Annotated in this window: 11 protein-coding genes and 3 tRNA genes; 11 read left to right on the forward strand and 3 right to left on the reverse strand. The window is 68.3% G+C overall.

The window, feature by feature from the left end; translation table 11 throughout:
* Both sphst_RS19790 and sphst_RS19795 read left to right on the forward strand, forming a co-directional pair.
* The coding region (locus sphst_RS19790; RefSeq protein ID WP_234387770.1) for a class I tRNA ligase family protein at positions 1–1,244 on the forward strand (1,244 nt) is incomplete at its 5' end.
* A gap of 114 nt (positions 1,245–1,358) precedes the next feature.
* The gene (locus tag sphst_RS19795) at positions 1,359–2,828 is read left to right on the forward strand and encodes an MATE family efflux transporter (protein WP_031396013.1); all 1,470 of its coding nucleotides are present in this window, start codon (positions 1,359–1,361) and stop codon (positions 2,826–2,828) included.
* Positions 2,829–2,836: 8 nt separating this feature from the next.
* On the opposite strand, the gene sphst_RS19800 is transcribed toward sphst_RS19795, so the two are convergent.
* Positions 2,837–3,784: a diacylglycerol/lipid kinase family protein gene (locus sphst_RS19800; RefSeq protein WP_081877763.1), complete on the reverse strand. Its 948-nt coding sequence runs from the start codon at positions 3,782–3,784 to the stop codon at positions 2,837–2,839.
* A 118-nt stretch (positions 3,785–3,902) separates the two neighbouring features.
* Between sphst_RS19800 and hemB the strand changes: the two genes are divergently transcribed.
* Genes hemB through sphst_RS19815 form a run of 3 tightly spaced genes read left to right on the forward strand, consistent with a single transcriptional unit; the run spans position 3,903 to position 7,639 of the window.
* On the forward strand, positions 3,903–4,895 hold the full coding sequence (gene hemB, locus sphst_RS19805) for a porphobilinogen synthase (protein ID WP_031396015.1): 993 nt from the start codon (positions 3,903–3,905) through the stop codon (positions 4,893–4,895).
* Complete coding sequence (locus sphst_RS19810) at positions 4,888–5,433, forward strand: GNAT family N-acetyltransferase (RefSeq protein WP_031396016.1); 546 nt, start codon at positions 4,888–4,890, stop codon at positions 5,431–5,433. The genes hemB and sphst_RS19810 overlap by 8 nt, the downstream gene beginning before the upstream one ends.
* A complete protein-coding gene (locus sphst_RS19815; RefSeq protein ID WP_234387771.1) occupies positions 5,426–7,639 on the forward strand; it encodes a hypothetical protein in 2,214 nt (737 codons plus the stop codon). The genes sphst_RS19810 and sphst_RS19815 overlap by 8 nt, the downstream gene beginning before the upstream one ends.
* Positions 7,640–7,655: 16 nt before the next feature.
* Here sphst_RS19815 and sphst_RS19820 read toward each other — a convergent pair whose 3' ends face one another.
* Positions 7,656–8,171 (reverse strand): hypothetical protein, encoded by a 516-nt coding sequence (locus sphst_RS19820; protein ID WP_107046047.1) that lies wholly within the window; start codon positions 8,169–8,171, stop codon positions 7,656–7,658.
* A gap of 94 nt (positions 8,172–8,265) precedes the next feature.
* Here sphst_RS19820 and sphst_RS19825 point away from each other — a divergent pair.
* From sphst_RS19825 to sphst_RS19850, 6 genes are all read left to right on the forward strand, one after another.
* A tRNA-Arg gene (locus sphst_RS19825) sits at positions 8,266–8,342 on the forward strand.
* A gap of 65 nt (positions 8,343–8,407) precedes the next feature.
* Positions 8,408–8,484 (forward strand) — tRNA-Arg (locus tag sphst_RS19830).
* A gap of 230 nt (positions 8,485–8,714) precedes the next feature.
* A tRNA-Pro gene (locus sphst_RS19835) sits at positions 8,715–8,791 on the forward strand.
* A gap of 283 nt (positions 8,792–9,074) precedes the next feature.
* The gene (locus sphst_RS19840) at positions 9,075–9,758 is read left to right on the forward strand and encodes an NAD(P)H-dependent oxidoreductase (RefSeq protein ID WP_051916303.1); all 684 of its coding nucleotides are present in this window, start codon (positions 9,075–9,077) and stop codon (positions 9,756–9,758) included.
* Between the two features lie 79 nt (positions 9,759–9,837).
* Positions 9,838–12,234, forward strand: a complete 2,397-nt coding sequence (locus sphst_RS19845; protein ID WP_267895139.1) for a phosphoketolase family protein — start codon at positions 9,838–9,840, stop codon at positions 12,232–12,234.
* Entirely contained in the window at positions 12,222–13,268 is a 1,047-nt protein-coding gene (locus sphst_RS19850) for an acetate/propionate family kinase (protein WP_031393601.1), read from the forward strand. Before sphst_RS19845 ends, sphst_RS19850 begins: the two co-directional genes overlap by 13 nt.
* A 23-nt stretch (positions 13,269–13,291) precedes the next feature.
* Here the strand turns inward: sphst_RS19850 and sphst_RS19855 are convergent, their stop codons facing one another.
* Positions 13,292–13,705 (reverse strand): hypothetical protein, encoded by a 414-nt coding sequence (locus sphst_RS19855; protein WP_051916301.1) that lies wholly within the window; start codon positions 13,703–13,705, stop codon positions 13,292–13,294.
* Positions 13,706–13,718 lie beyond the last annotated feature (13 nt).

Here is a 13,718-nt window from a genome sequence, read left to right on the forward strand (position 1 = left end):
CTGAAGGGGAGGGGCTTGCCTCTGGATCGCAACTCGGCGGCCGCTATCCCAACGACGTGCTCATCTCCGGCTTCGACATCCTGTTCTTCTGGAACGCGCGGATGATGATGCAGGGGCTGCACTTCATGAAGGACGTGCCGTTCCGCACGCTCTACCTGCACGGTCTCGTCCGTGCGGCGGACGGTGCGAAGATGTCCAAGTCGAAGGGCAATGTCGTCAACCCGCTCGGGCTGATCGACCAGTATGGCGCCGATGCGCTGCGCTTCTTCATGGCGGCGATGGAAAGCCAGGGCCGCGACATCAAGATGGATGAGAAGCGCGTCGAGGGCTATCGCAACTTTGCGACCAAGCTGTGGAACGCGGCGCGCTTTGCACAGGCCAACGGCATCGTCGCCAGCACGACGCTGGAGGCGCCGCGCGCGGAGCTCGCGGTCAACAAGTGGATCATCGCCGAGACGATCGCGACCGTGCAGCAGGTCGACCTCGCGCTCGCCGACTACCGCTTCGACGGCGCCGCCAACGCGATCTACCAGTTCGCGTGGAGCCGCTTCTGCGACTGGTATCTCGAACTCATCAAGCCGCAGATGGTCGATGACGTCCGCGGCCAGATCGACGAGGAATCCAAGGCGGTCGCGGGCTGGGTGCTCGACCAGATCCTGGTGCTGCTCCACCCGTTCATGCCGTTCATCACCGAGGAGCTGTGGCACGCGATGGGCGCGCGTGAGCACGACCTGATCGTCGCGCAGTGGCCGATGGCGGATGCGCGCTCGCTCGATCCCGAGGCGAGCAGGGAGGTCGACTGGCTGATCCGGCTCGTCGGCGAGATCCGCACCGCGCGCAACGAGCTGAACGTGCCGCCGGGCGCGCGTCTGCCGCTGCACGTTCGTGATGCGAGTGCGGCGACGCTCGCACGGCTCGAACGCCAGGCGCCCGCGCTCGCACGCCTCGCGCGCGTCACGCATGCCGAGGGCGAAGCCACCGGCGGCGCGGCGCAGGTCGTGGTCGACGAGGCGACCTTCGTCCTGCCGCTCGAGGGCGTCATCGATCTCGACGCCGAGCGCACCCGCCTGACCAAGGCGATCGCGGCGGCGGAGAAGGAGCGCGACGCGCTCGCAGGGAGGCTCGGCAATGCGAGCTTCGTCGAGCGCGCCAAGCCCGAAGCGGTCGAGAAGGCCAAGGCGGACCATGCCGACAAGGCCGCCGAAGCCGCGCGGCTGCAGGCGGCACTGGGACGGCTGGGCTGACCTGACCCCGTCCGCTGTGCGGGACGGGGCCGGGGTGTGCGTACGCGTGCTGCGAGCATGCGGGGTCGGGGATGGTCCTGACCTCGCCTGCAAAGGGGAGGGGACCCGACTGCGATGCCTGATGCGACGGACACGGCTGCACCAAGGACCGGCCAGCGCGACCTGACCACGGGGCCGATCGGCAAGACGTTGCTGGCGTTCGCGCTGCCGACGCTCGGATCGTCGGTCCTGCAATCGCTCAACGGTTCGATCAACGCGGTGTGGATCGGCCAGTTTCTCGGCGAGCGCGCGCTGGCGGCGACGACCAACGCGAACATCATCATGTTCCTGCTGGTCGCCGCGGTGTTCGGCTTCGGCATGGCGTCGACGATCCTGATCGGCCAGAACATGGGCCGCCGCGACATCGATGCGGTGCGCCGCGTGCTCGGCACGTCGTTCGGGCTGTTCACGATCATCTCGGTGCTGACGGTGGCGATCGGCTGGCTGGTCGCACCGGCGATCCTGCGCCTGCTGGCGACGCCTGCCGAGGTCTATCCGCTCGCGCTCGCCTATCTGCGCGTGATCTTCGTCGCGATGCCCGCGGGGTTCCTGACCGTGCTGCTGACGATGGCGCTGCGCGGCACCGGCGATTCGCTGACCCCGCTGAAGTTCATGGCGCTCGGTTCGGTCGTCGACGTCGCGCTCAACCCGCTGCTGATCCGCGGCTGGGGGCCGATCCCCGCGCTCGGGATCGAGGGATCCGCGCTCGCGACGCTGATTGCCAATACGGTCTCGTTCGTCGCGCTGCTCGCCTATATCTATGCGAAGGACCTGCCGATCCGGCTGCGTGGCGCCGAGCTGCGCTATATCCTGCCCGATCGTGCGCTGCTGAAGACCATCGTCGTGAAGGGCGTCCCGATGGGATTGCAGATGCTCGTCGTCTCGACCTCGGCGCTGGCGATGATCGGGCTGGTCAACCGGCACGGCACCACCACGACCGCCGCCTATGGCGCCGCCAACCAGCTCTGGACCTATGTGCAGATGCCCGCGATGGCGGTCGGTGCGGCGGTCAGCGCGATGGCGGCGCAAAATATCGGTGCGGGGCGCTGGGACCGGGTCGACCGGATCACGCGCGCGGGGCTGATGATGAATCTCGCGCTGACCGGCGGGCTCGTGGCGCTGCTGACGCTGCTCGACCGGCACGTGCTGTGGCTGTTCCTCGGGCAGGATACAGGCGCGATCGGCATCGCGACGCGGATCAACCTCATCGCGGGGTGGAGCTTCATCCTGTTCGGCGTGTCGATGGTGCTGTCGGCGACGGTACGCGCGAACGGCGCGGTGGTCGGCCCCTTGCTGATCCTAGCGGTCGCGATGGGGCCGGTACGGTTCGGGCTCGCCTATGCGCTCGAGCCGATGATCGGCGCGGATGCAATCTGGTGGAGCTTTCCCGCAGGGTCGCTCGCCTCGATGCTGCTGACGATCGGCTATTACCTGCATGGCGGCTGGCGCAAGGGCCGGATCGTTACCGAGCCCGCCGCACACGACGCAGGCGAGGCAGCCAAGGCGGATTGCGAGCCCGCCAGCCGGTCCATGCCGGTCGGCTGAGCGCCACCCTAGGTTTGGGGCGGCGTCACCGGGGCCATGACCTGGATGATCCCGGCGGCGATCCTGGCGGTCACCGGCGTCTTGGCGAGCACCTCGCCATCGATCGAGATCGGCAGCTTGGGGATCGTGTCGACGCGCATGCTCTTGCCGCGGAAGTCGCGGACCTCCTCGTGGCGCGATTCGTGGCGAAACACGCTGGCGACCCAGTTCTGCACCAGCCGCCGCTTCATCTTGCCCATCACCGCCTGCACGACGATCTCGCCCGAATCGACCGCCGCCGCGTCGACCAGCTCGGTCCCGCCATGATAGGGACCGTTCGAGATCCGCACCTCGACGACGCGCATCCGCACCGCGTCCGGGCCCTCGCCGACGATCAGCGTGAACGGGCGGAAGCGCATGAACTGATACGCCGCCCAGCCGAGATAGCCGACCCGGCCCAGCACCTTCTTGAGGCCGTGCGGCACCGTCTCGGCGATCTTCGGACTGATCCCCATCGCCGCGCAATTGGCGAAATAATCGCCGTCGATCATGCCGAGATCGATCCGCCGCGGCGCACCCGTCCGGATGACCTCGACCGCGCCCTCGATCGTCAGCGGAATGCCCAGCGTCCGCGCGAAGCTGTTCGCGGTGCCGAGCGGGAGCACGCCGAGGATGACGTCGTGCCCGACCATCAGGTCGACGAGCCCGCTGATCGTGCCGTCACCGCCGCCCAGGATCAGCAGATCGGGCTTGGCGGCGAGCGCGCGCCGGACGGTGGGTTCCAGATCCTCGGGGTTCTCGACCGCATGCGCGTCGACCTCATAGGGAAGCCCCGACATCGCCGCGCAGGCGCGCTTGAACAGCGCCTGTCCCTTGCGCGATTTCGCGTTCACCACGAGCGCGGCGGAGCGGATCGGCCGGTCGCGCGCCGGTCCGGTATCGGGCGCCTGGGTCGTGTCTGTGGTGATGGCGGTCATGCGAGGCCCAACGCGCGAAAGGGAAATGCGTCCCCGAGGCCGAATCGGCAGCGATCGGTTTCGTTCGCGCCGACCGTAACGCTTGCCTGCGCGGCGTCCATCCCGCAAAAGCCGCGCCATGTCCGCAAGCTATCCCGCGCTGCGCCTGCGCCGCACCCGCTCGTCCGACTGGAGCCGCCGGCTCCATGCCGAGACCGTCCTCACGCCGGCCGATCTGATCTGGCCGCTGTTCGTCGTCGAGGGGGAGGGCGTCGAGCAACCGATCGCCAGCCTGCCCGGCGTTTCGCGCTGGTCGGTCGACCAGATCGTCGCGCGCGGTCGCGAGGCGCGCGACCTCGGCATCCCGTGCATCGCGCTGTTTCCCTACACCCAGCCCGAGCGTCGCACCGAGGATGGCCGCGAGGCGCTCAACCCCGACAATCTGATGTGCCAGGCCATCCGTGCGCTCAAGGATGCGGTGCCCGAGGTCGGCGTGCTGACCGACGTCGCGCTCGACCCCTATACCAGCCACGGCCATGACGGGCTGGTCGACGCGGCGGGCTATGTCGTCAACGACACCACCGCGGAGATGCTCGTCGCGCAGGCGCTGAACCAGGCGGCGGCGGGCGCGGATATTATCGCGCCCAGCGACATGATGGACGGTCGGATCGGCATGATCCGCACCGCGCTCGAGGCGGAGTCGCATCACAACGTCCAGATCATGTCCTATGCCGCCAAATATGCGAGCGCCTTTTACGGCCCGTTCCGCGATGCGGTCGGCAGCCGCGGGCTGCTGAAGGGCGACAAGAAGACGTACCAGATGGACAACGCCAATGCCGAGGAGGCGCTGCGCGAGGTCGCGATGGATCTCGCCGAGGGCGCCGATACGGTGATGGTCAAGCCGGGCCTGCCCTATCTCGACATCATCGTCCGCGTCCGTCAGGCGTTCGAGGTGCCGGTCTTCGCCTATCAGGTGTCGGGCGAATATGCGATGATCGAGGCGTCGGCCGCAGCGGGCGCGGGCGACCGCGACGCGCTGGTGCTCGAGACGCTGATGGCGTTCAAGCGCGCCGGCTGTTCGGGCGTGCTGACCTATCATGCGGCACACGCGGCCCGGCTCCTGAATGGATGAGTTCAGGCTCGAGACCGAGCGTCTCATCCTGCGAGCGTGGCGGGACGCGGACGTCGAGCCCTTCGCGGCGATGGGGCGTGACCCCGATGTGATGCGCTTTCTCGGGCCGCCGGCGACGCTCGCCGAGACGCAGGCGGCGGTCGGCCGGATGGTCGAGCGGCAGCGCACGTCGGGACATTGCTTCTGGGCGATCGAACGCAGGGCGGATGCCGCATTTCTCGGCTTTTGCGGTCTGGTACCGGGCAAGCCGCCGATCGACGGCGCGATCGAGATCGGCTGGCGTCTCGCGCGTCATGCCTGGGGGCAGGGCTATGCGTCCGAAGCCGCGGCGGCGAGCCTCGCCTGGGGCTGGGCCCATCTGCCCGTCGGGCATATCGTCGCCATCACGGTCCCCGCCAACATGCGCAGCCGCGCGCTGATGGAGCGGCTGGGTATGACCCATGTCGAGGACGGCGATTTCGACCATCCCGATCTCGCCGCCACCGACCCGCTGCGCCGGCACGTCCTCTATCGGATCCATCGCCCCACCAATGTCTGATCCTTCCCCGATGGCGCGGTGGTGCCGCGTCCTGTTCGTCGCGACGATCCTGGCAGGGTCGTTCCTGCTGTTCCTCGTCCAGCCGATGGTCGCGCGCATGGCGTTGCCGCGGCTCGGCGGCGCGCCTGCCGTGTGGAACTCGGCGATGCTCGTCTATCAGGCGCTGCTGCTCGGCGGCTATGCCTATGCGCACTGGCTCGGACGGGTGAAGCCGCGCGCGCAGGCGGTCATCCATCTCGGCGTGCTCGCGGTCGCGGCTTTGTGGCTGCCGATCGGGCTGTTCGCGCTCGATCTGCCCGCCGATGCGCAGCCTGCGGTGTGGGTGCCCTGGCTGCTCGGCCTGTCGATCGGGCCGCTGTTCTTCGCGGTCTCGGCACAGGCGCCGCTGATCCAGCGCTGGTTCAGCGCGTCGAGCGGCGGCGCGGATCCCTATGCGCTCTATGCCGCGTCCAATCTCGGCAGCTTCGCGGGGCTGATCGCCTATCCGCTGGTCGTCGAGCCGTTGCTGGCGATCCACGGCCAGAGCCTGTTGTGGACCGCAGGGTACGCGGTGCTCGTCCTGCTTGTGGCGCTCTGCGCGACGCGGCTGCCGCGCACCGCGTCGGCCGAGCATATCGCCGCGACCAGCCCGGCGCCGGGCGCGGCGCGGATCCTCCACTGGATCGCGCTCGCGCTGGTGCCGTCGGGGCTGATGCTCGCCACCTCGACCTATATCACCACCGACATCGTCGCGATGCCGCTGCTCTGGGTGCTGCCGCTCGGGCTCTATCTGCTCAGCTTCACCATCGCCTTCGCGCAGGACCGCACGCTCGCCGATCTGCTGACCCGGATCGCGCCGGTGACGATCCTGCTGTTCGGCGGGGTGATCATGGGCGGGTTCAACGACAAGCCTGTGTTCAGCGCGACGATCGCGCTGACCCTGCTGTTCATGGTGTCGGTCGCGCTCCACACCGCCATGTATCGCCGGCGTCCGGCCCCCGACCAGCTGACGGGCTTCTATCTCGCAATGTCGGTCGGCGGCGTGCTGGGCGGGGTGTTCGCGGCGTTGCTGGCACCCGTGATCTTCGACTGGACCTATGAATATCCGCTGCTGATCCTGGCAGCCGGCGTGCTCGTGCCGCAGATGTACCTGATGGCGACGTTTCGCGCGGTCTGGTCGGGGCCGGCGGTACGGCGCCATCTCGGGCTCGCGGCCATCATCCTTGTCATGGCGGTGGCGGCCGGGCTCAGGATCAGCAACCCCGACGGCATATTGGGCGACCAGCATCAGGGTGCGGCCTTCCTGATCGTCGCCGCGATCGGCCTCGCCACGCTTGGCGCACGGCTGCCCTATGTCGTCGTGCTCGCCAGCACGCTGGTGATGTTCGGGGGCTATCGTGCGCTGGAACTCAGCGCCGAGCGGGGTGCGCGCGAGCGCAGCTATTTCGGCGTCTACACCGTCCGCGACGGCGAGGGGGTCCGCGAGCTCGATCACGGCACCACCGTCCACGGCATCCAGCTGCGCGGTTCGCCCGCGCGCGAGCGGACGCCGACCACCTATTATGTCGCCGGATCGGGCGTGGGGCAGGCGATGCTGGCGCTCGGCCCGCTCTATGGCCCGGCGGCGCGGGTCGGTGTCGTCGGGCTGGGGACGGGCACCTTGTCCTGCTACGCGCGTCCGGGCGAGCAGTGGCGTTTCTACGAGATCGATCCGGCGGTCGTGCGGATCGCGCGCGATACCGGCCAGTTCAGCTATCTGTCGCGCTGCCTGCCCGATCCGGTGATCCGGATCGGCGACGCGCGGATCGCGCTGGCGGGCGAGCGGACCGCGAGTCTCGACCTGCTCGCGCTCGATGCCTTCTCGTCGGATACGGTGCCGATGCACCTGATGACGCGCGAGGCGTTTGCGACCTATGGCCGCGTGATATCGCGAAACGGGCTGCTGCTCGTCCATATCTCGAACCGCTATATCGACCTCGAACCCGTGGTCGCGGCCGCCGCGCGCGAGGCGGGGTGGCACGCCGTCCACCTGCTCTACCGTCCTTCGCCGCTCGACGCCGATCACCCCTCGCCATCGGATTGGATCGCGCTGTCGCGCGACCCGCGGGCGATCGCGCTGCTCCGGCAACGCAATTCAGGCTGGGAGCCGATCGTCGCACGCGACGGCATGGCCGCCTGGACCGACGATTATTCGACAATCCTGCCGCTGCTCAAGGGGCTCTGGTAGGCTGAGGGGGGCGGCGTCAGGCGGCGGGGAGGCTCGCCTGGATCTGCGTGATGGTCGTTCCCTGCTTCTCGGCTTCGGCCTGCGCCGCGTCGCGCACCGCATCGAGCGCGGGATAGGCCGGCGCGAGCGTCGCCGCGCGATCGGTCGCGCGACGCTCGATATCGGTGACCAGCAGCGACGTCTGCGCGCGCCAGTCGTCGAGACCCGCCAGCGCGGTCTGGGCCGTCAGCCACGGCTCGCTACCGACCGCACCGCCGCGTGCGGCACGGGCGGCGGCCTGGGTGTCCGCCGCATCCTTCGCAAAGCCCGCCTTGATCCGGTCGAGCTGCGTCCGGAACGCTGCAATATCGGTGTCGAGCGTCGGATCGGGCTGGACCACCACCGGCTTGCCCGCGGGTTCGCCGAAGCCGATCGACTCGGTCGGGCGGATCCCGAGCGAGGGATAGCTGGCGGTATCCTTGCTGCAGGCGCCGACCGCCAGGGCGGGCACGAGAAGAAGGGCGATCAGCGCGGGGCGGGAAGGCTGTTTCATGCCCGTCGCTCTATGCCGCCGGCGCGGCGTACACAACTTTATCGCGCAACACCCTTGCGCCGCGAAAAATGCCTGCTATCAGCGCCCCTCCAGTGCACCCATAGCTCAGCTGGATAGAGCATCAGACTACGAATCTGAGGGTCGGGCGTTCGAATCGCTCTGGGTGCACCAGGATTTCCTGCCTCGCGGCGGGGCCAGACGGCCAGACACGGGCCGGCTGTAAACGGCATGGCGATGCACCCATAGCTCAGCTGGATAGAGCATCAGACTACGAATCTGAGGGTCGGGCGTTCGAATCGCTCTGGGTGCACCATCGTCCACAACCTGCCGCGGCTCGATGCCGCCAGCGATCGCTTCCCATAATATCCGCACTGCATCGACGTCGCGACGCAACCGTCCCGCCGCATCACGCAATGCCCCCGTGCTTTTCGACATCTCCCGAAAACTTCTTGCCGCGGCCGCTTGCACAGCCGCGAAGTGCTGGGTATAGGCGCCCCTCCAGTCACCGGTCGGTCCCCCAAGGGCGTAACGATCGGACTCCGTCGGGGAGTAGCTCAGCCTGGTAGAGCACTGTCTTCGGGAGGCAGGGGCCGGAGGTTCGAATCCTCTCTTCCCGACCATCATGCACCGCATGATCATGGCACGCCCAGGTGGTAGGCCGCTATTCACTACCATCAAAGCCGTTGAGGCCAGCAAGGTCTTGATCGCGTCGTGTCCGTGCTCGGGCGGCATTTCGACTTGGCTGCCTCCGGGACAACGGGGACGCGCAGGCATACAGCGCGCTGCCTAGTGCGTAGTTTCCGAGGCTGAGAACCCGCGGCTCTATGCCGTAATCCTCCACTCCCTGACCGTCTCCGGCGCGGCGTGCGATCGGATGAGGGTCGGCAGGATGGAGTCGGCGCGATGATGGATGACGAGCCCGTTGCGGCCCAGCCTCGGCATGCCGTGATCCTGTGCCATCCGGACCCTGTGAGCTTCAACCACGCGATCGCGCACCGCTATTGCGAGGCGGTGCGCGCGAACGGCCAGCACGTCGTGCTGCGCGACCTCTATGCGCTGGGCTTCGATCCGGTGCTCAAACCGGCGGAATTGCCGACGCGGGATGCGGCGGTTCTCGCGCAGGACGTGCAGGACGAACGCGCGGCGATCGCGGGCTGCGACGTGTTCGTCCTCGTCTACCCGCTCTGGTTCGGATCCCCGCCGGCGATGATGAAGGGCTATATCGAGCGCGTGTTCGGCGCAGGGATCGAGCCTGTCGCGGTCCAGCAGCGTGCGCGCAGCCTGCTGCTCGGCGGCAAGCGGCTGCTGACCTTCACGACCGCGGCGGGCAGCCGGGTCTGGCTCGACGATCAGGGGCTTGGAACGGGGCTGACGACCATGGTCGACCAGTATCTGGTCCACGCCTTCGGCATGCGGTCGCAGGAACAGCGCCGATTCGCCAATATCACCAGACACCTCGATCCGCAGGTCGCCGGCCAGCATCTGAACGCCGTCACCGCGCAGGCAAACCGCACCTGCGCACAACTGGCGTTCGGCGACGAGGCGCTGCTGCGCGACCCTTCGCTGACCAGCCGGCTCGCCGGCTGATGCGCCTCCATCAAAGGATTATCGACATGCGCCCCATACCGCCCGCGATCCCCGCCGCTCGTCCATGGGCGCCGCACTCTTGACCGGTTTGGCCCACAAGGCACCGCCGCATGTCGTGGCGCCCGCCGATCCGTTGTCGCCCGATGAGCTGCGGCGGATGGACGCCTATTGGCGCGCGGCCAATTATCTCTCGGTCGGCCAGATCTATCTGCGCGACAACGCGCTGCTCGAACGTCCGCTGACGATCGCCGACGTCAAGCCGCGGCTGCTCGGCCACTGGGGCACGACGCCGGGCCTCAACTTCCTCTACGTCCATCTCAACCGGCTGATCGTCGCGCACGACCTCGACATGATCAACATCATCGGGCCGGGGCATGGCGGTCCGGGGCTGGTGGCCCACACCTATCTCGAGGGCTCCTACACCGAGCGCTATCCCGCGATCGAGCGCAGCCGGTCGGGTATGCACCGGCTGTTCCGGCAATTCTCCTGGCCGGGCGGAATCCCCAGCCATGTCGCGCCCGAGACGCCGGGATCGATCCACGAGGGGGGCGAGCTCGGCTATTCGCTGGCGCATGCCTATGGCGCGGCGTTCGACAATCCGGACCTGCTGGTCGCCTGCGTGATCGGCGACGGCGAGGCGGAGACGGGGGCGCTGGCGGCGAGCTGGCATTCGAACAAGTTTCTCAACCCCGCGCGCGACGGCGCGGTCCTGCCGATCCTGCATCTCAACGGGTTCAAGATCGCCAACCCCACGATCCTCGCGCGGATCGACGAGGACGAGCTCGACGCGCTGCTGCGCGGCTATGGGCATGAGCCGCTCTATGTCGGCGGCAGCGACCCCGCGCTCGTCCACCAGCAGCTCGCCGCCGCGCTCGACACCGCGCTGGCGAGGATCCAGGCGATCCAGGCCGAGGCACGCATCCCCGGCGCGACGCCCGAACGCCCGCGCTGGCCGATGATCGTGTTCCGCACGCCCAAGGGGTGGACCGGCCCGAAGACCGTCGACGGCAAGCCGGTCGAAGGCACGTGGCGCGCGCATCAGGTGCCGATCGCCGACTTCAAGGACCCCGAGCATCTGCGTCTGCTCGAAGAGTGGATGCGCAGCTACCGCCCCGAGGAGCTGTTCGATGCGACGGGCAAGTTCCTCGACATCTACGCCTCGCTCGCCCCGACCGGGCATCGGCGGATGGGGTCGAACCCGCATGCCAACGGCGGCGAGACGATGGTGCCGCTGTCGCTGCCCGACTTCCGCGCGCATGCCGTACCGGTCGACGCGCCGGGCACGGTCATGGCCGAGGCGACGCGGGTGTTCGGTCGCTATCTGCGCGACGTGATGACGCTCAACATGCCGAACGTGAACTTCCGCCTGTTCGGCCCCGACGAGACCGCGTCGAACCGTCTCGCCGATGTCTATGACGTGTCGGGCAAGGTCTGGATGGCCGAGGTCGAGCCGGTCGACGAGCATCTGACCCCGGACGGCCGCGTGATGGAGGTGCTGAGCGAGCATCTGTGCCAGGGTTGGCTCGAGGGCTATCTGCTCACCGGGCGCCACGGACTGTTTTCCTGTTACGAGGCGTTCGTCCACATCGTCGATTCGATGGTCAATCAGCATGCCAAATGGCTGAAGGTGACGCGCGGCATTCCGTGGCGGCGGCCGATCGCGTCGCTCAACTATCTGCTGACGTCGCATGTCTGGCGACAGGATCACAATGGCCTGTCGCATCAGGATCCGGGGTTCATCGATCACGTCGCCAACAAGACCGCGGAGGTCACGCGGATCTATCTGCCCGCCGATGCCAATTGCCTGTTGTCGGTCGGCGACCATTGCCTGCGCAGCCGCGGCTATGTGAACGTGATCGTCGCGGGCAAGCAGCCCGAATGGCAATGGCTGGGGATCGACGCGGCGGTGCGGCACTGCACCGCGGGCGCCGGCATCTGGGACTGGGCGGGCGACGATGCCGAGCCCGATGTGGTGATGGCGTGTGCGGGCGACGTCCCGACGCTCGAGACGCTGGCGGCGGTCACGCTGCTGCGGGCCTATGTCCCCGACATCCGGATCCGGGTGGTCAATGTCGTCGACCTCATGGTGCTGCAGCCGCGATCCGAACATACGCACGGCCTCGACGAGCGCGAGTTCGATGCGCTGTTCACGCGCGACACACCGGTGATCTTCGCGTTCCACGGCTATCCGGCGATGATCCACAAGCTGACCTACCGCCGCGCGAACCATGCCAACATCCATGTCCGCGGCTACAAGGAAATGGGCACGACGACGACGCCGTTCGACATGGTGGTACTGAACGATCTCGACCGGTACCGGCTGGCACTCGACGCGATCGAGCGGATCCCGCGGTTCCGCGACCGCGTCCCGCGCGAAACCGCGCGCTACTGGACGACGATGGAACGGCACAAGCTCTACATCGCCGAACAGGGCGACGATCTGCCGGAGGTGCGCGACTGGCAATGGGCGCGCTGATTCTCGCGCTGAACAGCGGGTCGTCGACGGTGAAATACGGGCTCTACGCCGTCGACCCGGAGCCTGCGCTGCTGATTGGCGGGACGATCGAGACCGCCGACGGTCACGTTTCGGTCCCGGACGCGCTCGACGCCGCGTTGCGGGACAGCCTGGTGCCGACCGCGATCGGCCACCGGATCGTCCATGGCGGGCCGCATCGTACCGCGCATTGCCTGATCGACGATGCCGTGACCGCGGATCTGGTCGCGGCCTGTGCGTTCGCGCCGCTGCACGGTCCGGCGGCGCTTGCGTTGATCGCGGCTGCACGCGCGCGCTATCCCGGGCTGCCGCAGGTCGCCTGTTTCGACACCGCCTTTCACGCCGATCTGCCCGATGTCGCGCAGGTCCTGCCGATCCCGCGCCGATACCGCGCAAGCGGGGTGCGGCGGTACGGCTTTCACGGCCTGTCGTGCGAATCGATCCTGGCGCAGCTCGGCGAAGGCGTGCCGTCCCGCCTCGTCATCGCGCATCTCGGCAACGGGGCGAGCGTCACCGCGGTGCGCGACGGGCGATCGGTCGACACCAGCATGGGGCTGACGCCGTCGGGCGGCGTGACGATGGCGACGCGGACGGGGGATATCGACCCCGGCATTCTGTTGTACCTGCTGCGCGAGACCGGGCTCGACGCCGGGGCATTGGCGACGCTGATCGATCACGAATCGGGAATGGCGGGGATCTCGGGATTGTCGGGGGACATGCGCGTGTTGCGCGCGGCAGCCGGGAACAACCCCGATGCCGACCTCGCGATCCGGATGTTCGAGCGATCGGTCTGCAAGCAGATCGCGGCGATGGCTGCGACGCTTGGGGGGATCGACCTGCTCGTGCTGACCGGCGGGATCGGCGAACATGACCGCGCGACCCAGCAGGCGATCGGTACCGGCATGGCATGGCTGCCGGGCTTGGAGATCCGGATCGTCGCCTCGCGCGAGGATGACGAGATCGCCCGTCATGCCGCCCGGCTCAGTCAGGCGGCGATCGGCCCACCCTCACGCTGACCCCATCTGCCCGCGCGGCGTCCTTACCCGGCGAGCGTCAGCATGGCGGCCGCGATCGCCGCGAGCAGCGCACCGTCAGTCGTCGCGCGGTCGAGGATCCGGTCACCCTGACGGTCCGCCGCGGCGAGCAGGGCCGGCGACGGCGCCCGCGCGTCGAGCAGGATCGCCTGCCCAGTCCAGCCCAGGCCTCGCATCGCGGCAAGCGCCGCCATCCCGTCGTCATCCTGCCCCGCCAGCCGGGGATCGGAGAGGTCGAGGATGATGCACGCATGGTCGCGCGATGCCGGATCGGACACCAGGGCCGCACAGCTTGCATAGGACCGTACCCGGTAGCGTTCGGAGAGCAGCAGGATCTGCCGCGCACGGCGTCGCGCAGGATTGCCGTCGACCAGCGAGATGCCCGGGCTGGTGTGCAGAAGCGGGGCCGGTGGAGTCATCGTCGATCCTTGT

Source organism: Sphingomonas sp. STIS6.2, from assembly GCF_000732685.2.
In the GTDB taxonomy this organism is placed as follows: Bacteria; Pseudomonadota; Alphaproteobacteria; order Sphingomonadales; family Sphingomonadaceae; genus Sphingomonas; species Sphingomonas aerolata.